18 protein-coding genes are annotated in these 22,726 nt (G+C 70.6%); 17 read left to right on the top strand and 1 reads right to left on the bottom strand.

Annotated elements, in window-relative coordinates; genetic code table 11:
* The first annotated feature begins 117 nt into the window (after nt 1-117).
* The 7 genes from BUE30_RS09935 to BUE30_RS09905 all read left to right on the top strand — a co-directional run bounded on the left by BUE30_RS09935 (nt 118) and on the right by BUE30_RS09905 (nt 7,620).
* Nucleotides 118-1,056 carry a sugar-binding transcriptional regulator gene (locus BUE30_RS09935; RefSeq protein WP_073329480.1) on the top strand — a complete coding sequence of 313 codons (939 nt, stop codon included), beginning with the start codon at nt 118-120 and terminating at the stop codon, nt 1,054-1,056.
* 163 nt (nt 1,057-1,219) lie between these two features.
* Nucleotides 1,220-2,539, top strand: a complete 1,320-nt coding sequence (locus BUE30_RS09930) for an ABC transporter substrate-binding protein (RefSeq protein WP_073329477.1) — start codon at nt 1,220-1,222, stop codon at nt 2,537-2,539.
* Nucleotides 2,540-2,677: 138 nt separating this feature from the next.
* Nucleotides 2,678-3,544, top strand: coding sequence for a carbohydrate ABC transporter permease (locus tag BUE30_RS09925; RefSeq protein WP_073329475.1), 867 nt, complete (start codon nt 2,678-2,680; stop codon nt 3,542-3,544).
* A gap of 13 nt (nt 3,545-3,557) precedes the next feature.
* Nucleotides 3,558-4,385, top strand: a complete 828-nt coding sequence (locus BUE30_RS09920) for a carbohydrate ABC transporter permease (RefSeq protein WP_073329471.1) — start codon at nt 3,558-3,560, stop codon at nt 4,383-4,385.
* A 14-nt stretch (nt 4,386-4,399) separates the two neighbouring features.
* Complete coding sequence (locus tag BUE30_RS09915; RefSeq protein ID WP_073329469.1) at nt 4,400-5,404, top strand: ABC transporter ATP-binding protein; 1,005 nt, start codon at nt 4,400-4,402, stop codon at nt 5,402-5,404.
* 67 nt (nt 5,405-5,471) lie between these two features.
* The gene (locus BUE30_RS09910; RefSeq protein ID WP_073329466.1) at nt 5,472-6,941 is read left to right on the top strand and encodes a mannitol dehydrogenase family protein; all 1,470 of its coding nucleotides are present in this window, start codon (nt 5,472-5,474) and stop codon (nt 6,939-6,941) included.
* 13 nt (nt 6,942-6,954) lie between these two features.
* Nucleotides 6,955-7,620: an HAD family hydrolase gene (locus tag BUE30_RS09905; RefSeq protein ID WP_244526326.1), complete on the top strand. Its 666-nt coding sequence runs from the start codon at nt 6,955-6,957 to the stop codon at nt 7,618-7,620.
* A 226-nt stretch (nt 7,621-7,846) separates the two neighbouring features.
* Here BUE30_RS09905 and BUE30_RS09900 read toward each other — a convergent pair whose 3' ends face one another.
* Entirely contained in the window at nt 7,847-8,875 is a 1,029-nt protein-coding gene (locus BUE30_RS09900; RefSeq protein ID WP_073329464.1) for an NAD(P)-dependent alcohol dehydrogenase, read from the bottom strand.
* 114 nt (nt 8,876-8,989) lie between these two features.
* Between BUE30_RS09900 and bglB the strand changes: the two genes are divergently transcribed.
* The 10 genes from bglB to ligD all read left to right on the top strand — a co-directional run bounded on the left by bglB (nt 8,990) and on the right by ligD (nt 22,702).
* A complete protein-coding gene (gene bglB, locus BUE30_RS09895) occupies nt 8,990-10,069 on the top strand; it encodes a beta-galactosidase BglB (RefSeq protein WP_073329461.1) in 1,080 nt (359 codons plus the stop codon).
* A gap of 90 nt (nt 10,070-10,159) precedes the next feature.
* Nucleotides 10,160-11,005 (top strand): 5-dehydro-4-deoxy-D-glucuronate isomerase, encoded by an 846-nt coding sequence (gene kduI, locus BUE30_RS09890; protein ID WP_073329459.1) that lies wholly within the window; start codon nt 10,160-10,162, stop codon nt 11,003-11,005.
* Nucleotides 11,006-11,057: 52 nt separating this feature from the next.
* The gene (locus BUE30_RS09885) at nt 11,058-13,535 is read left to right on the top strand and encodes a PA14 domain-containing protein (protein WP_212590714.1); all 2,478 of its coding nucleotides are present in this window, start codon (nt 11,058-11,060) and stop codon (nt 13,533-13,535) included.
* Between the two features lie 62 nt (nt 13,536-13,597).
* The gene (locus BUE30_RS09880; protein ID WP_073329454.1) at nt 13,598-14,881 is read left to right on the top strand and encodes an ABC transporter substrate-binding protein; all 1,284 of its coding nucleotides are present in this window, start codon (nt 13,598-13,600) and stop codon (nt 14,879-14,881) included.
* A gap of 9 nt (nt 14,882-14,890) precedes the next feature.
* Nucleotides 14,891-15,901, top strand: a complete 1,011-nt coding sequence (locus BUE30_RS09875) for a carbohydrate ABC transporter permease (RefSeq protein ID WP_073329451.1) — start codon at nt 14,891-14,893, stop codon at nt 15,899-15,901.
* Entirely contained in the window at nt 15,898-16,959 is a 1,062-nt protein-coding gene (locus BUE30_RS09870; protein WP_073329449.1) for a carbohydrate ABC transporter permease, read from the top strand. The genes BUE30_RS09875 and BUE30_RS09870 overlap by 4 nt, the downstream gene beginning before the upstream one ends.
* Nucleotides 16,959-18,023 (top strand): ABC transporter ATP-binding protein, encoded by a 1,065-nt coding sequence (locus tag BUE30_RS09865; RefSeq protein ID WP_073329446.1) that lies wholly within the window; start codon nt 16,959-16,961, stop codon nt 18,021-18,023. Before BUE30_RS09870 ends, BUE30_RS09865 begins: the two co-directional genes overlap by 1 nt.
* Nucleotides 18,024-18,192: 169 nt before the next feature.
* Nucleotides 18,193-19,014, top strand: a complete 822-nt coding sequence (locus tag BUE30_RS09860) for an aldo/keto reductase (RefSeq protein ID WP_073329443.1) — start codon at nt 18,193-18,195, stop codon at nt 19,012-19,014.
* 231 nt (nt 19,015-19,245) lie between these two features.
* Complete coding sequence (gene ku, locus BUE30_RS09855; RefSeq protein ID WP_073329440.1) at nt 19,246-20,118, top strand: non-homologous end joining protein Ku; 873 nt, start codon at nt 19,246-19,248, stop codon at nt 20,116-20,118.
* Between the two features lie 154 nt (nt 20,119-20,272).
* Nucleotides 20,273-22,702, top strand: coding sequence for a DNA ligase D (gene ligD, locus BUE30_RS09850; RefSeq protein ID WP_073329437.1), 2,430 nt, complete (start codon nt 20,273-20,275; stop codon nt 22,700-22,702).
* Nucleotides 22,703-22,726 lie beyond the last annotated feature (24 nt).

Here is a 22,726-nt window from a genome sequence, read left to right as displayed (position 1 = left end):
TGCGCACAACATAGGAAGCCGGGACGCCCTGGGCAAACCCGGCCCGGTGGACCGGGCGGCGCGCCTCGCCTACCCTTGCGCCCGCGCCCCGCGGAAGGGCGCGAGGGAAACATCACCATGACGACCGACCGCAAGCTCGACGATGCCGCCCGCGCGGCCTGGCTGTCCTATATCAGCGGGCTGAAGCAGGAGGAGATCGCGGCCCTGATGGGCGTGTCGCGCCAGACGGCCCAGCGCCTCGTCAGCCAGGCCGTGTCGGCCGGGCTGGTGAAGGTGCGGATCGACCATCCGATCGGCGCCTGCATGGAGCTGTCGCGCCGGATCGCGGACCGCTACGGCATCGCCTGCGACGTGGTGCCGACCCTCGGCCCCGGCGCGACCCATGCCGCCGTCGGCACGGCCGCCGCCACCCAGATCGAGCGCTGGCTCGCCCGGCCCGATCCCATCGTCATCGGTCTGGGGACCGGGCGCACCCTGCAGACGGCCGTGGACCTGCTGCCGCAGATCGACTGCGCGCAGCACAAGATCGTCTCGCTCACCGGCAACATCGCCCCCGACGGCTCCACCGCCTATTACAACGTGCTCTTCTCGGTCGCGGACCGGGTGACGGCGGCGACCTTTCCCATTCCCCTGCCCGTCATCGCCGCCACGACGGAGGAGCGCGACGCCCTGATCGGGCAGAAGACGCTCGCCGCCACCCGCGCCCTGTCCGAGCGGACGGACGTGCGGTTCATCGGGATCGGCACGATGGGCGAGGACGCGCCGCTGGTGCGCGACGGGTTCCTCACGCCCGCCGACCGCGACCGTCTTCTTGCCAAGGGCGCGGTGGGAGAGGTGATCGGACGGGTCTACGACGCGGCGGGAGAGCCGCTGCAGGACGAGATCAACGCCCGCGTCAGCAGCGCCGAGACGCCGCATGCCCCGCCCTGCCCGACCATCGCGGCGGCCTGGGGGGCGGACAAGGTCGGCCCGATTCGCGGCGCGATGGCGGGGCGGCTGATCACCGGCCTCGTCACCGACGAGGACACGGCGCGCGCGCTGCTCGAAAACGCCTGACCCGCGGGCGGCGTGCGCCCGGATCGCCCGATCCCCAAGCAGGATTGAGATCGCTGCAACGCGGCATCCATGCTGCGTGCGCATGGCTGCCCGGTTGACCGCGCATGGGGCGATGTGTCAAATGCTCGGGAGCTTGGCAATTGCTCATACCGGGAGGAAAGACATGCAAAGCCTGACCCGCGCCCTGATGGGCGCCACCGCCCTTTGCGCCGCCGCGACGCTCGCCGTCGCGCAGGACGACCCCGTCACGATCACCATCGCCACCGTGAACAACGGCGACATGATCCGGATGCAGGGGCTGACCGACGACTTCACCGAGGCGAACCCGAACATCACCCTCGAATGGGTGACGCTCGAGGAGAACGTGCTCCGCCAGAACGTGTCGACCGACATCGCCACGTCGGGCGGCCAGTACGACGTCGTCACCATCGGCACCTACGAGGTTCCGATCTGGGCCGAGCGCGGCTGGCTCGTGCCGCTCGACGACATGCCCGAGGGCTTCGCCGCCGACGACCTGCTGCCCTCCATCGCGGGCGGCCTGTCCTATGACGGCTCGCTCTACGCCTCGCCGTTCTACGGCGAGAGCTCGATGGTGATGTACCGCACCGACCTGATGGAAGAGGCCGGGCTCGAGATGCCCGACGCCCCGAGCTGGGACTTCATCGAAGAGGCCGCGGCCGCGATGAACGACCCCGAGAACGAGGTCTACGGCATCTGCCTGCGCGGCAAGCCGGGCTGGGGCGAGAACATGGCCTTCCTCACGGCCATGGGCAACTCGTTCGGCGCCCGCTGGTTCGACGAGGACTGGCAGGCCCAGTTCGACAGCGAGGAATGGGCCAACACGCTGAACTTCTACGTCAACCTGCTGACCGAGTACGGCCCGCCCGGCGCGCCGAACAACGGCTTCAACGAGAACCTGTCGCTGTTCCAGCAGGGCCGCTGCGGGATGTGGATCGACGCCACCGTCGCCGCCTCCTTCGTGACGAACCCGGATGACAGCCAGGTCGCCGACAGCGTGGGCTTCGCGCTGGCGCCCGACAACGGCCTCGGCAAGCGCGGCAACTGGCTCTGGGCGTGGTCGCTGGCCATCCCGACCTCGTCCGACGCGCAGGACGCGGCCAAGGCGTTCATCGACTGGGCGACCAACCCCGCCTATGCCGAGCTCGTGGCCGAGACCGAGGGCTGGGCGAACGTGCCCCCGGGCACCCGCACCTCGCTCTACGAGAACCAGGACTACCTGGACGCGGCGCCCTTCGCGCAGATGACGCTGGAGAGCATCCAGGCGGCCGATCCGACCAACCCGACGGTCGATCCGGTTCCCTATACGGGCGTCCAGTTCGTCGCGATCCCCGAATTCCAGGGCATCGGCACGCAGGTCGGCCAGTACTTCTCCGAGGCGCTGGCGGGCCAGATGTCCGTCGAGGACGCGCTGGCCCAGGCCCAGGACTACACGACCGAGGAGATCGAGGCGGCCGGCTACTGAGCCGCGCCTCCCGATCGCTCTGCCGGGGGGCGGCCCGCCCGCCCCCCGGTCCGAGACCGGCGACGACGGACCGGGCTGACGGACCGCCGCCCAAGAAGATCAAGAATCCACACCCCTTCCGCGACAGGGACACCCCAGATGGCTACCCAGCATTCGAGATCCGCCGCGCGATTCATGATGGCGCCCTCGGTGGTCCTGCTCCTGATCTGGATGCTGGTCCCGCTCGGCCTGACGCTCTGGTTCTCGTTCATGGACTACCGGCCGCAGCGCGGCACGTTCGATTGCTGCGTGGGCTTCGAGAACTACGCCCGCTTCGTCACCTCCTCCTCCTTCCAGGATGCGGTCATCACGACGCTGATCATGGTCGGCGGCATCCTCGCCATCACGGTGATCGGGGGCATCTTCCTGGCCCTCCTGCTCGACCAGCCCTTCTGGGGGCAGGGCGTGGCGCGCATCCTCGTCATCGCGCCGTTCTTCGTCATGCCGACCGTGTCCGCGCTGGTCTGGAAGAACCTCATCATGAACCCGGACAACGGCCTGCTCGCCTATCTGTGGCGGTTCTTCGGGGCCGATCCGGTGGTCTGGCTGACCGATTACGCGCTGTTCTCGATCGTCGTCATCGTCAGCTGGATGTGGCTGCCCTTCGCCACGCTGATCCTGCTCACCTCGATCCAGTCCCTCGACAGCGAGCGGCTGGAGGCGGCCGAGATGGACGGGGCGGGCGCGGTGGCGCGGTTCTGGTACATGATCCTGCCGCACCTCGCCCGGGCGATCACCATCGTCATCCTGATCGAGACGATCTTCCTGCTGGCGATCTTCGCCGAGATCTTCGTCACCACCGGCGGCGCCTTCGGCACGCAGAACCTGACCTACCTGATCTACCAGCGCGTGATCGAGAGCCAGAACATCGGCCTCGGATCGGCGGGCGGGATCATCGCGGTCATCCTCGCCAACATCGTCGCCATCTTCCTGATGCGCATCGTCGGCAAGAACCTGGACGCGTAAGGAGCACCCGAACATGGCCCGCGCCGTCTCTCCCCAGCGCAAGGCGATGACCACGATCGTGGTCTACCTCATCGCCTTCACCCTCTTCTTCCCGATCCTCTGGACGATCCTCGTCAGCTTCAACTCCGAGGCGCAGGCCATCGACCCGCCCCGCGTGCTCGACGGGTCCTGGACGCTGGAGAACTACACGCTCGTGCAGGAGCGGTCGGACTACATGCGCTATCTCTGGAATTCGGTGGTGATCGCGGTGGGGTCCACCCTGCTCGGCATCGTCATCGCGATCCCCGCGGCCTGGGCGATGGCCTTCGTCCCCGGCAAGCGCACGAAAGACGTGCTGCTCTGGATGCTGTCGACCAAGATGCTGCCGGCCGTCGGCGTTCTCTTCCCGATCCGCCTCGTCCTGATCGAGCTGGACCTGCTCGACACCAAGGTGGCGCTCGTCTTCATCCTGACGCTCATCAACCTGCCGATCATCGTCTGGATGCTCTACACCTACTTCAAGGAGATCCCGGGCGAGATCCTCGAGGCGGCGCGGATGGACGGCGCGACCCTGCGCAGCGAGATCGTGCACGTGCTGACGCCGATGGCCGTGCCCGGAATCGCGTCGACCATCCTGCTCAACATCATCCTGGCCTGGAACGAGAGCTTCTGGACGCTGACGCTGACCACGATCGACGCGGCCCCGCTCACCGCCTTCATCGCCAGCTATTCCTCGCCCGAGGGCCTGTTCTACGCCAAGCTCTCCGCCGCCTCGACGATGGCGATCGCGCCGATCCTCGTCATGGGCTGGTTCAGCCAGAAACAACTCGTCCGGGGCCTGACCTTCGGCGCCGTGAAATAAGGGATATTGGACCCATGGGACGCATCACGCTGAACAAGGTGACGAAGCGGTTCGGGGACGTCGAGGTCATCCCGCCGCTGGACCTGGAGATCGAGGACGGCGAGTTCGTCGTCTTCGTCGGCCCCTCGGGCTGCGGCAAGTCCACGCTGCTGCGCCTGATCGCGGGGCTCGAGGACGTGAGCTCGGGCCGGATCGACATCGACGGGTCCGACGCGACCTCGGTGCCGCCGGCGAAGCGGGGGCTGGCCATGGTGTTCCAGTCCTACGCGCTCTACCCCCACATGTCCGTGCGCAAGAACATCGCCTTCCCGATGAAGATGGCCGGCGTGCCGCAGGACGAACAGGCCCGCCGGATCGAGGGCGCGGCCAAGGCGCTGAACCTCACGGACTATCTCGACCGCCGGCCGGGCCAGCTCTCGGGCGGGCAGCGCCAGCGCGTCGCCATCGGCCGCGCCATCGTGCGCGAGCCGGCCGCGTTCCTCTTCGACGAGCCGCTCTCCAACCTCGACGCCGCGCTGCGGGTGGGCATGCGGCTCGAGATCAGCGAGCTGCACAAGCGCCTCGCCACGACGATGGTCTACGTCACCCACGACCAGGTCGAGGCGATGACCATGGCGGACAAGATCGTGGTCCTGCGCGCCGGCAACATCGAACAGGTGGGCTCGCCGCTGGAACTCTACCGCACCCCGCGCAACCTCTTCGTCGCCGGGTTCATCGGATCTCCCAGGATGAACCTGATCGAGGGGCCCGAGGCGGCGAGGCACGAGGCGCACACGATCGGCGTGCGTCCCGAGCATATCGCCGTCTCGGGAACCGAGGGGACCTGGAAGGGCCGCATCGGCGTCAGCGAGCATCTCGGCTCGGACACGTTCTTCCACGTCCACGACACGGGCCTGGCCGAGACGCTGACCGTCCGCGCCGGCGGCGAGGTCGACCTGCATCACGGCGACACCGTCTACCTCACCCCCGAGGCCGACAAGATCCACCGCTTCGACCGGAAGGGGCTGCGGATCGCCTGATCCGCCCGCCCCCTCCCCCGCCGGGGCCGAGCCCCGCCCCACGCAACGCCCCTGCCCGGAGGAATCCATGGCGATCCGCCTGTCCGCCGCGACCCTGTCCGACCTGCCCGCCACCGTCACCGCCCCCGGCTACGACCGGTCCGTCCTGACCCCAGGCATCGTCCATTTCGGGGTCGGCAACTTCCACCGCGCCCACCAGGCGATGTATCTCGACACGCTCTTCGCCACGGGGCGCGACCACGACTGGGCGCTGGTCGGGGCGGGCGTCTTCGCCGGCGAGGCGCAGGGCCGCGCCGTGCTCGAGGGGCAGGACTGGCTCTACACCCTCGTCGAGCAGGAGGCGGGGCGCAGCGCCGCCCGGGTCATCGGCTCCTATGCCGGGTTCGTGCCGCCGGCCGACGGCCCGGCCATCGTGGCGCAGCTGGCGGACCCGGCGATCCGCATCGTGTCGCTGACCATCACCGAGGGAGGCTACTTCCTCGATTCGAACGATGCCTTCGACGCGGCGCATCCCGCCATCGTCGCCGACGCCGCCGCCCCGGACGCACCGAAGACGGTGTTCGGCCTCATGCTGCAGGGCCTGCGGGCCCGCCGCGACGCGGGGATCGCGCCCTTCACCGTGATGTGCTGCGACAACATCCCCCATAACGGCGCGGTGACGCGGCGCACCCTGACCGGCCTCGCCCGGCTGTCGGATCCCGCCTTCGCCGACTGGGTGGAGGGGAACGTCGCCTTCCCCAATTCCATGGTCGACCGCATCACCCCCGCGACGGGAGAGCGCGAGCGCGAGATCCTGCGGACCGAGTTCGGGGTGGAGGACGGCTGGCCGGTCTTCTGCGAGGACTTCACGCAATGGGTGCTCGAGGACGCGTTCCCCCTCGGCCGTCCGGCGCTGGAGGATGTGGGCGTGCAGTTCGTCCCCGACGTCGCCCCCTACGAGCTGATGAAGCTGCGCATCCTCAACGGCGGCCATGCCGCAATCGCCTATCCCGGCGGACTGATGGACGTGCATTTCGTCCACGAGGCGATGGAGCATCCCAGGATCCGCGCCTTCCTGCGCAAGCTGGAGGAGACGGAGATCATTCCGAACGTCCCGCCCGTGCCGGACACCGACACCGCCGCCTATTTCGACACGATCGAGGCGCGGTTCTCGAACCCCAAGATCGGCGACACGATCCGGCGGCTCTGCCTCGACGGGTCGAACCGGCAGCCGAAGTTCATCCTCCCCACTCTCCGCGACGCGCTGAAGGCGGGCGGATCCGTGACCGGCCTCGCGCTCGAAAGCGCGCTCTGGTGCCGCTACTGCGCCGGCACGACCGACAGCGGGGCCGAGATCGCGCCGAACGATCCGAACTGGGACGCCCTGCAGGCCGTGGCGATCGAGGCGAAGGCCCGCCCCCGCGCCTGGCTGGAGCAGCGGGCGATCTACGGCGACCTGGCCGACGCGGCCCCCTTCGCCGAGGCGTTCGGCCACTGGCTGCGCCTGCTCTGGGCGGACGGCACGGAGGCGACGCTCGACGCCTATCTCGCCGGTTGACGCCTGCGCCGCGATGATGCCCCCCGGCCTGATCATCTTCGATTGCGACGGCGTGCTGATCGACAGCGAGGTGATGGCCGTCGAGGTGCTGACGGCCACCCTGACCGAGAGCGGCTGCCCGATGAGCCCGGCCGAGGGCTATGCACACCTGCTCGGCCGGTCCTCGAGCCATGCGACCGACTGGCTGGCGCGCGAGCGCGGCTTCGCCCTGACCCCGGCGGTGAAGGCGCTGAACCGCGACCGCCTGCTCGCCCGGTTCGACCGCGACCTCGCCGCGATGCCGGGCGCGGCGGAGGTGCTGGCCACGCTTCCCTGCCAGAGCTGCGTCGCCTCGTCCTCGGACCCCGAGCGGCTGCATCACGGGTTGCGGGTCACGGGGCTCTGGCCGCTGGTGGAGGGACGGGTCTTCTCGGCGGTGGAGGTGGCGCGCGGCAAGCCGGCCCCGGACCTGAACCTGCACGCCGCCGCCCGGATGGGCGTTCTGCCGCAGCGGACCTGGGTGATCGAGGACAGCCCGGCCGGGATCATGGCCGCGCAGGCCGCCGGCATGCGCGCCATCGCCTTCACCGGAGGGGCGCACATGCGGCCCTCGGGCCTCGCCGACGCGCTGGCCGCGCTCGGGCCGGACGCGACGATCTCGAACCTGACCGACCTTGCCGGGCTGATGGGCGGCGCGTGACCCCGCCCCGGCCCGGGGCCTCGGACGGCCGCCGGCCGAGCGGGCCGCGCGCGGACCACATACCCAAGGTCCGGCCGCACATGTCCTGCCCCGATGGGGTCGCGCCCCGGGGCCATGCGGGGCCTGCGGGCGCCCCGGCCCGCAGGGTCCCGGCCGGCGTCTGGGGCCGTCCCGCCGGGCCCGGCCCCGTAACAACGGCGGGACCAGCCCACCCGGCCCGCCCCGGTCAGAACGCGATCTGCATCTTCACGTCGCCCTTCGGCGCGCTGGCCGCGACCTCGAACGCCTCCACGCTGTCCTCGAAAGCGAAGGTGCGGGTGATCAGCGGTTTCACGTCGATCGCCCCGCTCGCGATCATCGCCACGCAGCGCGGAAAGACATGGGCGTAGCGGAAGATGTTCTCGACCCGCGCCTCGCGCACCATCGCCGCGCCCGCGTCGTACGGCACCGGCTCGGACTGGCCGCCGATCATCACGACGCAGCCGCCCGGCGCCAGCGGGGCGAAGACGCCCGCCGCCGCCTTCGGCGATCCCGTCGCCTCGTAGACCACGTCGCAGCCCCAGCCCTCGGTCGCGGGCAGGATCGTCTCGGCCGGCGTTCCCTGCCCCACGTCGATCGGATCGAAGCCGAGGCCCCGCGCGATCTCCAGCTTGGCGGCGTCGAGATCGGCCACCCAGACCCGCGCGCAGCCGCCGGCCCGCGCCGCCATCGCGGTCAGCAGGCCGATCGGCCCCGCGCCGAGCACCAGCGCGGTGTCGCCGGGCCGGATCCGCGCCTTGGTCGCGGCATGCACGCCCACGGCCAGCGGCTCCACCATCGCGCCCTCGGCGAAGCTCACGTCCTGCGGCAGCTTGAAGCAGTAATCCGCCGGGTGGGTGCAGGACGGGCGCAGGATCCCGTGGACCGGCGGCGTCGCCCAGAAGCGCACGGCGGGGTCGACGTTGTACATGCCCTGCCGCGCGGCGCGGCTGGTCTGATCGGGGATCCCCGGCTCCATGCAGACGCGGTCGCCGACGACCAGATGCGCGACCTCGGCGCCCACCTCCGTCACCACGCCCGCCGCCTCGTGGCCGAGGATCATCGGCGCCTCGACGACGAAGGGGCCGATCCGGCCGTGGGTGTAGTAATGCAGGTCGGACCCGCAGATCCCGACGACCTTCAGGTCGATCCGCACGTCGCGCGGGCCCAGCCTCTCCTCGATCGGGAATTCCCGCAGCGACAGCTGCCCCACCTTCTCCAGCACCAGCGCCCGCATCGCATCCTCCCCCTCGGCTCGCCCCGACATCCCCGTCCGCCGGGCCGGGGTCAAGCGGGGTCTTGACCGCGCGGGGGGCGCCGCCGCAGGGTCCGCCGCGACCGGAGGAGCCCCATGCCAGACAACGCCGCCCTGCGCGCCGCGCTCGACCGCCTCGTGACGGGCCTGACCGGCCTCGCCGACGAGGGCCGGTTCGACGAGCCCAATCTCGATGGCAGCCGCAGCGACTACATCAGCTTCCTCGGCTGGGAATGGCCGCAGGGGGTCGGCAATTACGGCCTCGTCCGGCTCTGGCAGGAGCGGCGGGACGACGCGCTGAAGGCCGAGCTCTCCCGCTACTACGCGCACAATCTCGAGCGCGGCCTGCCCCCGCTCAACGTCAACACGACGGCGCCGATGCTGGCTCTCGCCCTTCTGTGGCAGGACGAGCGGCGGCCGGACTGGCGGGCCGCGCTCGACGACTGGGCGGACCGGCTGACGCGCGAGGCCGCCCGGACCGAGGAGGGGGGCTTCCAGCACGACGTCTCCGACAGGGTGAACCCGGGCGAGCTCTGGGACGACACGCTGGTGATGGTCGGCCTCTTCCTCGCCGCCTGGGGCCAGGTCTCGGGCCGCCGCGCTCTGGTGGACGAGGCGGAGCGGCAGTTCCTCGTCCATGCGCGCTACCTCGCCGACCCCGCGACGGGCCTATGGTTCCACGGCTGGACCTTCGAGGGGCGGCACAACTTCGCCCGCGCCCGCTGGGCGCGCGGCAATGCCTGGATCACCGCCGGCCTCGTCGACCTGCCCGAACTCTGCGACCTCTCCCCCTCCGTCGCCGCCTACCTGCAGGGCGTCCTGCAGGCCCAGATCGCCGCCCTCCTGCCGCTCCAGACCGCGTCCGGCGCCTGGCGCACGCTGCTCGACGATCCGACCAGCTACGAGGAGACGTCGGCCACGGCCGGCATCGCCTACGGCCTGATGAAGGCGGCCCGCCTGGGCCTCGCGGGAGAGGAGGCGCGCGCGGCCGGCCTGCGCGGCGCGGATCACGTGCTCTCCCGCATCGACGCTGAAGGCGTGGTGCAGGGCGTCAGCTACGGCACCCGGATGGGCCACGACCTGCAATTCTACCGCGACATCCCGATCCAGCCGACCGGCTACGGCCAGGCCCTCGCCATGCTCTGCCTCGCAGAGGCCGCGCGCGCCCCGACCTGATCCCGCTCTTATCTTGCCCGAAATACTCCGGGGGGCTGCCGCAGGCAGCGGGGGCAGCGCCCCCTCCCCCGCCGATCACAGGAGATCCCGATGACCACCACCTGGACCACCCGCTACGGCGGCTCGCCCGCGATGATGGATTCGATGACGCAGGAGGATCTGCGCGAGGAATACCTGATCCCGGCGATCTTCGCCCCGGGCGAGGCGCGGCTCTGCTACACCCATGTCGACCGGATGATCGTCGGCGGCATCGTCCCGGCGGGCGGGGCGCTGCAGATCGGCGACGGCGCGGAGGTCGGGACCGATCATCTGTTCCAGGCGCGCGAGGGCGGCATCGCCAATCTCGGCCGGGGCGCGGGCACGATCACGGTCGACGGCACGGCCCACCGGCTCGATCCGCGCGACATCCTCTATGTCGGACGCGGCGCGCGCGAGGTCATGCTCGAGAGCGACAGCGCCGGCACCCCGGCGGAATTCTACCTCAATTCCGTCCCCGCGCAGGTCGACCACCCGACGAAGGTCATCACCCGGGCGGAATCCAAGGCCGTCACCATGGGCGATCCGGCGAAGGCGAACCTGCGGACCCTGCGGATGTACATCCACCCCGAGGTCTCGCCCTCCTGCCTGCTGCTGATGGGGATCACGGATCCGGCCGAAGGCAGCGTCTGGAACACGATGCCGCCCCACACGCATGAGCGCCGGATGGAGGCCTATGTCTATTTCGGCATGTCCGAGGAGGACCGCGTCTTCCACTTCATGGGCCGGCCCGACAACACCCGGCACCTCACCGTCGCGTCCGGAGATGCGGTCCTCTCTCCCGCCTGGTCGATCCACATGGGCTGCGGCACGGGGCCCTACGCCTTCGTCTGGGGCATGACGGGCGAGAACCAGGTCTACCAGGAGATGTCGCCCGTCGCGGTCAGGGACCTCGTCTGATCCCGTCCCGACCGTCACCGTCCCGATACCGAAGCCAGCGAGAGTGCCGCCCGTGCCCCACCTGACCCGCCCCCTTCCCGCCGGCGCGCCGCTCACGCTCTGGCGCCATTCGCCCGTGGCGGCGGCGGAGTTCGACGTCGAGCCGCGCCCGATGAAGGGCGAGATGGATCCCTTCTTCTTCCTGACGAAGGAGAAGAACTTCATCCCCCACGAATATCCCTGCCGCACCGAGTTCGCCGCCCGCTTCCGGGGCCGCCGCCCCGAGCCGCTGCAGACGGGCCCGGCGGAGGAGGTCTGGCTCGGTTTCGGCTCGCCCCGGCTGGACCTGTCCGGCTTCTGGTTCCGCGCGACCCGCGTCGCGGCCCGGGCGACCGGCACGATCCTGGCCGAGGCGGCGGGCCGGGCGCGACTGCGTCTCGCCACCTGCGGCGGCGCGATCCTGACGGTGAACGGGCAGGAGGTGCTCTGGACCGCCGCCTACAAGCGCAATTTCGAGGAAAGCGCCGAGGTCGAGGTCGATCTGGTCCCGGGCGAGAACCGGGTGGAGGTGGTCTTCGACGACCTCGCCGAGCGGGACGCACGCTTCTACGTGCAGCTCGACTACCTCTCCGGCCCCGCCGCCCGGCAGGGGATCGACGTGCAGGGAACCGGCGCGGCATCGGTCGAGGACGCGCTGACGCGGATGCATGTCGAGCGGGCCAGCTACGACGGCGGAACGGTCGCCCTGATCCTGGCCGCCCCGCTGCCGGGGCCGGCCAGGGCCACGATCCGGGTCGAGGGGGATTTCATGTCCCACGATCCCTACCCCCCGGTCCATGTCGATCTCGCGGAGGGGGCCACCCGGATCGAGGTGGGCGCGGCGGACGACCTGCCCGCCGATTTCCGGCATCTCGCCGTGCGGCTCGAGATGGACGGCTTCGCCGCCGAGCGCACCTTCGGCACCGAGATCAGCCACGCCACAAGGCAGGGTCCGGCCCCGTCCACCCTGCTGGGGCGCATCGACGAGGCGCTGGCCGTGATCGCCCGCGACGGCGAATCCGACACGGTCCGGGCGCTCGCCCGCCTCGCCACCGGGGATGGCGGTGACGAGACCCGCCGCATGATCGAGGACACGCTGCCCCGGATCGACGCCTGCTGGGATTGCGCCGATTTCGCGCTGGTGCCGCTGATCTGGGGCCGCAGCCGCTTCGGCGATCTTCTGGGGGCGGATCTCTGTGCGCGGATCGACGCCACGATCCTCGGCTACCGCTACTGGATGGACGAGCCCGGCAACGACGTGCAGTGGTATTTCTCCGAGAACCACGCCCTGCTCTTCCACACCGCCGCCCATCTGGGCGGGCACCTGCTGCCGGAGGCCACCTTCGCGCGCTCGGGCCGGACGGGGGCGGAGCAGTCGCGCATCGGGGCCGAGCGGCTGCGCGCCTGGTTCGACCATTTCGAGCAATGGGAGATGGCCGAGTTCAATTCCGGCCAGTACTTTCCCATCGACCTCAAGGGCCTGACGGCGATCCAGGCGCTCTCGCCCGACGCGGACCTGCGGGACCGGGCCGCGAAGGCCATCGCCCGGTTGGTCGAGATCGTCGCCAATTCCGCGCATCGCGGCGTCTTGACGGCGGCGCAGGGCCGCAGCTACGAACATTCGCTCCGCGCCGCCGGCAGCCATGAGCTGACGGCGATGGCGCGGATGCTGTGGGGCACGGGCAGCTTCGGCGCCCGGTTCCACTGCGTGCCGGGCCTCGCGCTCTGCCTGCGGGATCACGACCTAGATCTGCCCAACCTGACAAGCCGCGCCGTCTGGCGCAGCGAGGACGCGCAGGACTGGTCCTTCGCCCAGGGGCAGAACCGGATCGCCAAGCTGACCCACTACAAGACCGCCGATTACGCGCTCGGCACGGCGACGGCCTACCGCTGGTACGACTGGGGCTACCAGGAGACGCTGCTCCAGCTGCGGATGGGCAGCGATCCGAACGCGCAGGTCTGGATCAACCATCCCGGCGAGGTGATCCATTCGGGCTACGGCCGCCCCTCCTACTGGGGCGGCAGCGCCTCGGTCCCGCGGGTGCAGCAGTACCGCGACCTCGCCATCGTCCGCTTCGCCGGCCAGCCGCCGCAGCCCGCCTTCATCCATGCCTGGTTTCCCGCCGCGTCCTTCGACGCCGCGCGCGTCGAGGGCGACACCGCCTGGGCCGAGGCCGGGGCGGCCCGGCTGATGCTGCGTGCCTCGGGACCGCTGGAGGCGGTGAGCGAGGGGCCGACGGCGGGCAACGAGCTGCGCCTCGCCGGCCTCGACGGCTGGTGGCTGGTCCGCCTCGGCCGCGCCGCCGTCGCCGGCGGCGACTTCGCCGCGCGATTGATGCACTTGCGCCCCGAGGACCGAGAGGGAACACTCGCCCTCGACGACCCGGATTACGGCATGGTGCTGTTCCACCCCGACGGCACGGTGGAGGGAGAGGGCCGCCGCATCCGGCCGGAGGACATCACGGTATCGGGCACGCGGACGATCCTGCCGCGCGGCCCGCTGAGGACCTGACAGGATCGAGAGGGGACCGGCGCGGCGCCAAGACCGCAGGCCCCCGCCAAGGGAGGACACCCATGAAGCTTCTTCACACCAGCCTCGCCGCGCTGGCGCTCGCCGGCTTCGCCGGCGCCGCGCTCGCGCAGGACCCGACCGAGATCCGCATCCAGTGGTACTCGGACGGGATCGAGGGCGAGGTCATGCAGGACCTGCTCGACCGCTTCGAGGAGGAGAACCCGGATATCGACGTCGTGCTCGACAACGTCGCCTATCAGGTCATCCAGGAGCAGCTGCCGATCCAGCTCGCCTCGGGCCGGGGCCCCGACATCGCCCGCGTGACCAACCTCAAGGAGCAGGCGCAGCACTGGCTCGACCTGCGGCCCTATCTCTCCGACGAGCAGGTGGCCTACTGGGAGGAGAATTTCGGCAACCGCTTCGACTGGATGCGCGAGGACGGCTCGGACGCGATCCCCGGCTTCCTGACGCAGCTGACGATGGTCGGCGGCTTCGCCAACGCCACCCTGTTCGAGCAGGCGGGCGTCGAGATGCCGGGCGACGGCGCGACCTGGGACGAGTGGGTCGAGGCGGCGGCGCAGGTGATGGAGAGCCAGGGCACCGCCGCGGCCTTCGCCATCGACCGCTCGGGCCACCGGATCTCGGGGCCCAACGCCTCCTTCGGGGCGAACTACATCGCCGAGGACGGCTCGCCGGCCCCGATCGACGACGGCACGATGGAATTCGTGACCAAGCTCGTGAACTGGACGAACGAGGGGCTGCAGCTGCCCGACGTCTGGGTCTCGGCCGCGGGCACGACCTATCGCTCGGGCGCGGACGATTTCATCAACGCACAGATCCCGCTGCTCTATTCCGGCTCGTGGCAGGTGGCGAACCTGTCGACCACGATCGGCGACGCCTTCGACTGGGTCGCCATCGGCTCGCCCTGCGGGCCCGCGGGCTGCTCGGGCCTGGCCGGCGGCGCGGCGCTGGTCGCGATCGAGTACACCGAGCATCCCGAGGAGGTCGCGCGGGTGATGGACTGGCTCGCCAGCGAGAAGATCGTGCGCGAATTCTCCGAGCGGACGCTGTTCCTGCCCGCCCATGCCGGCATCGTCGAAGAAGGCGGCCTCGAGTTCCAGTCCGACGATCCGAACGTGCCTCCGGCGCTCGACCGGTTCGTCCAGGCCTCGGGCGAGACGCTGCCGCTGGCCGACCAGCTGCCGGCCTGGCGCTGGGCGAACGCCTATTACGGCGCGCTCGTCACCCGCATCAGCCAGGCCATGGCGGGCGAGATCACGCTGGATCAGGCGCGCGAGCTGATGGACCAGGACATCGCCGACGTCGTCGCCAACGCGAACCAGTAAGGGCCCGCGTTGAGCACCCTCGGACAACGGGCGGGCGCCGTGGTGACGGCGCCCCTCACCCTGCTGGCGCGGATCGTCGATCCGCCGCTCCGGCTGTGGCAGCGCTGGACCGGCCTGAACGGCATGGCCGCGTTCTTCCTCCTGCCGAACATGGCGATCTTCGGGGTCTTCGTGCTGATCCCGCTGGCGCTGAACTTCGTCTATTCCACGACCGCCGGGACGAACATCCTGCTGCGCGACCGGTCCTATGTCGGCGCCGAGCAATACGCCCGGCTGCTGGACTGCGCGAACTACCTCGAGCCGCTGACCTGCCGCGAGGACCAGTTCTGGACCGCGGCGTCGAACACGCTGGTCTTCGTCATCTTCCAGGTCTCGCTGATGATCGCGGTGTCGCTCATCACGGCGCTGATCCTGAACCGCGAGATCCGCGGCCGCAGCTTCTTCCGCGCGGTCTTCTTCTTTCCCGTCCTGCTGTCCCCGGTCGTGGTCGGCCTGATCTGGAAGTGGATCCTGCAGCGGCAGGGCCTGCTGAACCTGATGATGGTCAATCTGGGGCTGGAACCCGAGGTCTGGCTGAACGACCGCTTCTATTCCTTCGTCGCCACGATCGGCGTGTCGACCTGGGCGCATATGGGCTTCTACACGCTGATCCTGCTGGCGGGCCTGCAGGCGATCCCCAAGGATCTCTACGAGGCGGCCGAGATGGACGCGACGCCCCCGACCCGCGTGTTCCGCCGGATCACGCTGCCGCTGCTGGGACCGAACCTCGCCGTGGTGCTGGTGCTGGCGCTGATCCGGGGCGTGCAGATCTTCGACGAGGTCTTCGTCCTGACCGGCGGGGGGCCGGGCACGTCGACCCTCTACCTGACGCAGTACATCTACGAGGTCGGCTTCGCCTCGCTCCTGCGCAATCCGGGGCTGGCGGCGGCGGCGTCGATCGTGATGGGGGCCGTGCTGGTCGTGCTGACGCTGGCGCAGCTCTCCCTCAGCCGCCGCAGCGAACGGGCGGGCGAGCGATGAGCAACATGACCATCCGCCAGTTCGTCGGGCAGAGGCGCGGCCATGGCGGCCGCTGGCACTGGACCGACATCGCCACCTGGATCTGGCTGATCGGCGGAACGATCCTGATGTTCGGCCCGGCGCTCTGGCTCGTCATGTCGTCCTTCAAGAGCCCGGCCCAGCTGGCCGAGTTCCCCCCGACCCTGCTGCCCTACGCGCAGGAGACGGTGATGGTGGAGGGCTACGACGATCCCCTGCCCCTCTACACCGCGAGGCTGGAGGACGGCACGACCGCCGAGCTGGCCGAGATCCGGCGGATCGGCACCAATTCCCAGATGGTCGACCCCGCCGATCCCGGGACGCGGATCGACGTCAACATCGCCGACCGCACGCCGATCCGGTCCATCGGCTTCGCCACCGGGAACTACGTCGAGCCGCTGGTCGCCAACGACTTTCCCCGCTTCCTGTGGAACTCGGTCTTCGTGACCGTGATGGCGACGCTGATCACGCTGCTGACCAATTCGATGGCCGCCTTCGCGCTGTCGAAATACCGCTTCCGGGGGCGCGACGCGGTGATGCTGCTGATCGTGGCGACGCTGATGGTCCCGCTCTCGGTCATTCTCGTGCCGCTCTATTCGGTGGTGAACTTCACCGGGCTGCTCAACTCGCTCTGGGGGGTCATCCTGCCGACCGTGGCGACGCCGACGGGCGTCTTCCTGCTGCGGCAATACATGCTGACGATCCCGGACGAGCTGCTGGAAGCGGCGCGGATGGACCACGCCTCCGAATGGCAGATTTACTGGCGCATCGTGCTGCCCCTCGCCGCGCCGGCGCTGGCGGTGCTCGCCATCTTCTCGGTCGTGTGGCGCTGGAACGACTTCCTCTGGCCGCTGATCGTCCTGTCCCGGCGCGAGCTCTACACGCTGCAGGTCGGCCTCAACTCCTATGCGGGCGAGCTGAACGTGCAATGGCACTACATCCTGGCGATGACCGTGGTGACGATGATCCCCGTCGTGCTCGTCTTCGTCTTTCTCCAGCGGTTCATCACGACCGGCATCGCAGGCGCGGGGATCAAGTAATGGCCACCCTCTCCCTCAAGGACATCCGCAAGAGCTTCGCGGGGATCGAGGTGATCCACGGCGTCGACCTCTCGGTGAAGGACGGCGAGCTCGTCGTCTTCGTCGGCCCCTCGGGCTGCGGCAAGTCCACGCTGCTGCGCCTGATCGCGGGGCTCGACCGGCCGACCAGCGGGACGATCGAGCTGGACGGAAGGGACGTCACCGGGGTCAACGCCGCCGACCGGGGGCTGGCGATGGTGTTCCAGTCCTACGCGCTCTACCCCCACATGACGGTCCGCCAGAACCTGTCCTTCGGGCTCGAGAACACCCGCATGCCGAAGGCCGAGATCGCGCGCCGCGTCGATGAGGCGGGCCGGATGCTCGAGATCGGCGAGCTGATGAACCGCCGCCCGACGCAGCTGTCCGGCGGGCAGCGGCAGCGCGTCGCCATCGGCCGGGCCATCGTGCGCGAACCCTCCGCCTTCCTGCTGGACGAGCCGCTGTCGAACCTCGACGCCGAGCTGCGGGTGACCATGCGGGCCGAGCTGGCCCAGCTGCACGAGCGGCTGGCGACCACGATGATCTACGTCACCCACGACCAGGTGGAGGCGATGACGCTGGCAGACCGGATCGTGGTGCTGCGCGGCGGGCGGATCGAGCAGGTGGACACGCCGCTGGGGCTCTATAACCAGCCTGCCAACCTCTTCGTGGCGGGGTTCATCGGCGCGCCGAACATGAACCTCTTCCCCGCCACCGCGCGGGACGGACAGGCCGAGCTTCCGGGCGGGCTGAGGATCGACACCGGGCCCGGGGCGGCGCGGGACGGCAAGGTGACCATCGGCATCCGCCCCCAGCACATGCACCTCGCCGAGGCCGGCGAGCAGACGCTGGAGGGGCGGGTCGAGCTGGTCGAGAGGCTGGGCGCCGAGACGGTCGTCCACGCGGTCACGGCCGAGGGCACGACCTTCGTGACCGTCCTCGCCGGCCAGCCGGAGGTGGCGATGGGCGATACGCTCCACGTCACGCCCGACCGGGGGCAGGTCCATGTCTTCGACGCGGACGGACAGAGGGTGGCGCGGGACTGAAAGCCCGGCCGGCGGCCAGAGCGGCCCGGATCTCGCGCGAGGGGCGGGCATCGGCGCTGCGACGACGCCCCCGGCATCCCGGGGCCACGGCCCCTGACCCCGCGACGGGAACGGAACCCCGGGCGGGGCTCGCGCGCTCCTCCCCGTCACGGAGAAAAGGAAAAGACCGATGCGTTTCGACCGCCCGACGCTCGAATTCAACGACGGCCACACGATCCCCCGCCTCGGCTACGGCCTGTGGCAGGTGAAGGAGGCCGAGAAGATGACCGAGGCCGCGATCGGCCACGGCTTCCGCCTGATCGACGGCGCCGCCGCCTACCAGAACGAGGAGGGGATGGGTCGCGGCATCGCGCGGAGCGGCGTCGCGCGCGAGGAGCTCTTCGTCACGACGAAGGTGCCGAACGACCAGCAGGGACGGCAGAAGGCCAAGGACTGCCTGCGGGGCAGCCTCGACCGGCTGGGCCTCGACCGGGTCGACCTCGTGCTGATCCACTGGCCCGCGCCGAAGAACGACCTCTATCTCGAGACGTGGGAGGCCTTCATCGAGCTGCAGGAAGAGGGGCTGGCGACCTCGATCGGCGTATCCAACTTCGAGGAGGAGCATCTGCGCCGGATCATCGAGGCGACGGGCATGACCCCCGCGCTCAACCAGATCGAGCTGCATCCCGGCCTCGCGCAGGAGCACATGCGCCGGATCGACGAGGAGCTGTCGATCGTCACCCAGTCCTGGTCGCCGCTGGGCCGGGGCGCGTCGATGGAGGCCGGGCCCGTCACCGCGATCGCCGAGCGGCTGGACGCCTCTCCCGCGCAGGTGATCCTCGCCTGGAACCTGAAGCTGGGAAATTCCGTCCTGACCCGCACGGAGAACCCGGACCGCCTGACCGAGAACCTGGCCGCGATGGAGCTGGACCTGACGGACGAGGACATGCGCGCCCTCGCCGCGCTGGATACCGGCGACCGGCAGGGCCCGCATCCCGACGACAACAACTGAGGGCGGCGCTGACCGGCCGCCTGCCGCCCCGACCATCGCCGGCCGGGGGGAGGCGGCCGGTCGGCCTGCATGGCGGGATCGACGGACGGGCCATCGCCGCACCCGGGGCGGCATGCCCGGTCGCCCCGCCGCCGCCCCTCGCCGGCCGCGCTGCCAGAGCGGCGGGAACCGTCGCCCCCGCGCCGCGCGTTCCCCCGTTATCCGCAGACCCGATCGAAAGGGGAGTCCGCCATGGCCTCGCGTGCCGTCTGGAAGGGTCAGATCCGCCTCAGCCTCGTCTCGATCCCGGTCGAGATCCATTCCGCCACCAAGTCCGGCGCCCGCGTGTCGTTCCGGCAGATCCACGGCCCCAGCGGCAAGCGCGTCCGCTACGAGAAGACGGTGCCGGGGATCGGCCCGGTCAAGGCGGACGACATCCTCAAGGGCTACGAGGTCGGCGACGACGAATACCTGCTGCTCGAGCCGGACGAGATCGACGCCATCCGGCTGGAGACGAAGAAGACGCTTGAACTGGTGCAGTTCGTCGGCTCGGGCGATATCCCCCCGCTCTATTTCGACCGCCCCTATTACGTGGTGCCCACGGACGAGCTCGCCGAGGACGCCTACCGCGTGGTGCGCGACGCGCTGCGGGGGGCGGACAAGGTCGGGCTGGGGCAGCTGACGATGCGCGGCAAGGAGTACCTGTGCGCGCTCAAGCCCTGCGGCGACGGGCTGCTGCTGGAGACGCTGCATTACGCCGACGAGATCCGGAATGCCGACCCGCTCTTCTCGGGGATCGAGGACGAGGCCGCGGACGAGGAGCTTCTCGATGTCGCGGGCCAGCTGATCGAGCGCAAGAGCGGGCCCTTCGACGCCTCGGCCTTCACCGACCATTACGACACCGCCCTGCGCGAGCTGATCGAGGCGAAGCGCAAGAGCCGCAAGACCCCCCGGGCCAGGGCGGGAGGCGACGAGGACCGCCCCTCGGGCGAGAACGTGGTCGACCTCATGGGGGCGCTGAAGGCCTCGCTCAAGGAAAGCGGGAAGAAGGCGCCGGCCAGGAAGGCCCCGTCCGGGTCGAAACCGAAATCCTCCGGCGTATCCCGATCCCGGAAATCGGCATGAGGGGCCCGGCGGCGCGGCCTTGCGGCCGCATTCCCCTTGTCGGACCCCTTGGGACCGCGAGCCCGAAGGCCCGGCGCCGGGACCAGTGGGGCGTGCGGACGGTATTTGGAAACCCTGCGAAGGGGGGAGCGGGGCGCCCCGCCCCTGGCCGGCCATGAGGCCGCTCGACCGCTACATCGCCAAGCGCGACTTCGACGTCACGCCCGAGCCGCAGGGCGGGGGCGGGGCGGCCGGGGCGGCGCTGCGCTACTCGGTCCAGAAGCACGATGCCTCGCGCCTGCATTTCGACCTGCGGCTCGAATGGGACGGGGTCCTGCTGTCCTGGGCGATCACGAGGGGGCCCTCGCTCGACCCGTCCGACAAGCGCCTGGCGGTACGGACGGAGGACCACCCCCTCGACTACCTGGATTTCGAGGACGTGATTCCGGAGGGCTACGGGAAAGGCACCGTGATGCTCTGGGATCTCGGGCACTGGCAGCCGCTGGACCCGGTCGATCGGGGCCTGGCGAAGGGGCATCTGCACCTCGCCCTTCACGGGGCGCGGCTGACCGGGCGCTGGAACCTCGTGCGGATGCACGGGAGGGAGAAGGCGGAGAACTGGCTGCTCATCAAGGAAGAGGACGAGGCGGCGGGGGGCGCGGACCCGGTGACCCGGTGGGAGACCAGCGTCGCCTCGGGCCGCTCGATGGCGGCCATCGCGAAGGGGGCGGAGCCGGTGCCGCCCCGGTCCCGCCGGGCGGCCGCGCCGGGTTTCGCGGCACCGCAGCTCGCCACCCTGTCGCGGGAGGACCCGGCGGAGGACGAGCGGCGGTGGCACGAGCTGAAGTTCGACGGCTACCGGGCGCTGGTCTCCATCGGGAAAGGGGGCGCGCGGATCCGGACGCGCAGCGGCAAGGACTGGTCGGACCGCTTCGCCCCGCTGATCCCCGCCTTCGAGGAACTGCCCTGCGAGAGCGCCCTGATCGACGGAGAGATCGTCGCGGGGGCGGGACTGCAGGGGTTCGGCGCGCTCCAGAAGGCGCTGGGGGCGGGCGGGCCCTTCACCTTCCATGCCTTCGACCTGCTCTCGCTGGACGGCCGGTCGCTCGAGAAGAAGCCCCTTTCGGAGCGGCGCGCGGCGCTGGAGGAGCTGTTCGCGGAGGCGGTGCCGCTGTCCGCCCTCCAGCTGTCGCCGGTGATCGAGGGCGACCCCCTGCCCGCCTTCGAGGCGGTCTGCGGCGCGGGAGGCGAGGGGCTGATCTCGAAGCGGATCGACGCGCCCTACCGGCACGGGCGCAGCACCGACTGGCTCAAGCTGAAATGCGAGCGGCGGGACGAGTTCGTCATCCTCGGCTGGCAGGCGAGCGACAAGCGCGGCCGCCCCTTCGCCTCGCTCGCGCTCGGCACGCACGAGGCCGGCACGCTCGTCTATCGGGGCAAGGTCGGGACGGGGTTCGACGCGGAGCAGATGGAGGCGCTGGCGGACGCGATGGGGCCCCTCGCCCGCAAGACCCCCCCGGCGGAGGTCGATGCGGCCGACGCGCGGGGGATGACCTGGGTCACGCCCAAGCTGGTCGCCGAGATCCGGTATGCCGAGATCACCGGCGACGGGCGGCTGCGGCACGCCGCCTTTCTCGGCCTGCGCGAGGACAAGACGGCGGAGGAGGTGCGGGCAGGGAACGACCTCGCCCCCGGCGATCTGAGGGAGGCGGCGATGGGCGGCGACAGGGTGGACGTGGCGGGGATCGGCATCTCCTCCCCCTCGCGGGTGGTGTTCCCCGAGGCGGGCCTGCGAAAGGTCGATCTCGCCCGCTACTACGAGGCGGTCGCGGAGCGGATGCTGCCGGAGGTCGAGGACCGCCCGCTCAGCCTCGTCCGGATGCCCGAGGGTCTGGAGGGGGAGCGGTTCTTCCAGAAGCATGCCGGCAAGGGCTGGCCGGACGCGCTGCGCGAGGTGGAGATCGAGGAGAAGGACGGCACCGGGACCTACATGCATGTCCGCGACGCGGCGGGGCTGGTCGGGGCGGTCCAGATGGGGACGATCGAGTTCCACATCTGGCCCGCGCGCCGCGACCGGCTGGACCGGCCCGACCGGCTGGTCTTCGACCTCGACCCCGACGAGGGGCTGGATTTCGGGGACGTCCGGTCGGCGGCGGCAGATCTGCGGGATCTGCTGGAGCGGTTCGGCCTGCCCTCCGCCCCGCTGGTGACGGGGGGCAAGGGGGTGCACGTGGTCACGCCGCTGCGCCGGACGGCCGGCTGGGACACGGTCACGCTCTTCGCGCGGACCTTCGCCGCCGGCCTGGCGGAGAAGGAGCCGAAGCGGTTCACCGCGACCATTTCGAAGGCCAGGCGCAAGGGCCGGATCTTCGTCGACTGGCTGCGCAACGACCGGGGATCGACCGCCATCGCCCCGTGGTCGGTGCGCGCGCGCAAGGGGGCGCCGGTCGCGGTGCCCGTCACATGGGACGAGCTGGCCGGACTGACCCGGGCGGACGGCTTCGATACCGCGGCCGCGCTGGAGCGGGAGACGGTCGATGGGCCGAAGCCGGCCTCGGTGTCGCAGGACGCGATCGCGGCGCTGGAGGCCTGGTTGGGGGAATGAGTGCGGCAGGGGTTGCCGCCCGCC

Source organism: Wenxinia saemankumensis, from assembly GCF_900141735.1.
In the GTDB taxonomy this organism is placed as follows: domain Bacteria; phylum Pseudomonadota; class Alphaproteobacteria; order Rhodobacterales; family Rhodobacteraceae; genus Wenxinia; species Wenxinia saemankumensis.
Note: the sequence above shows the minus strand (reverse complement) of the source record. Positions and strands in the feature narration are given on the sequence as shown.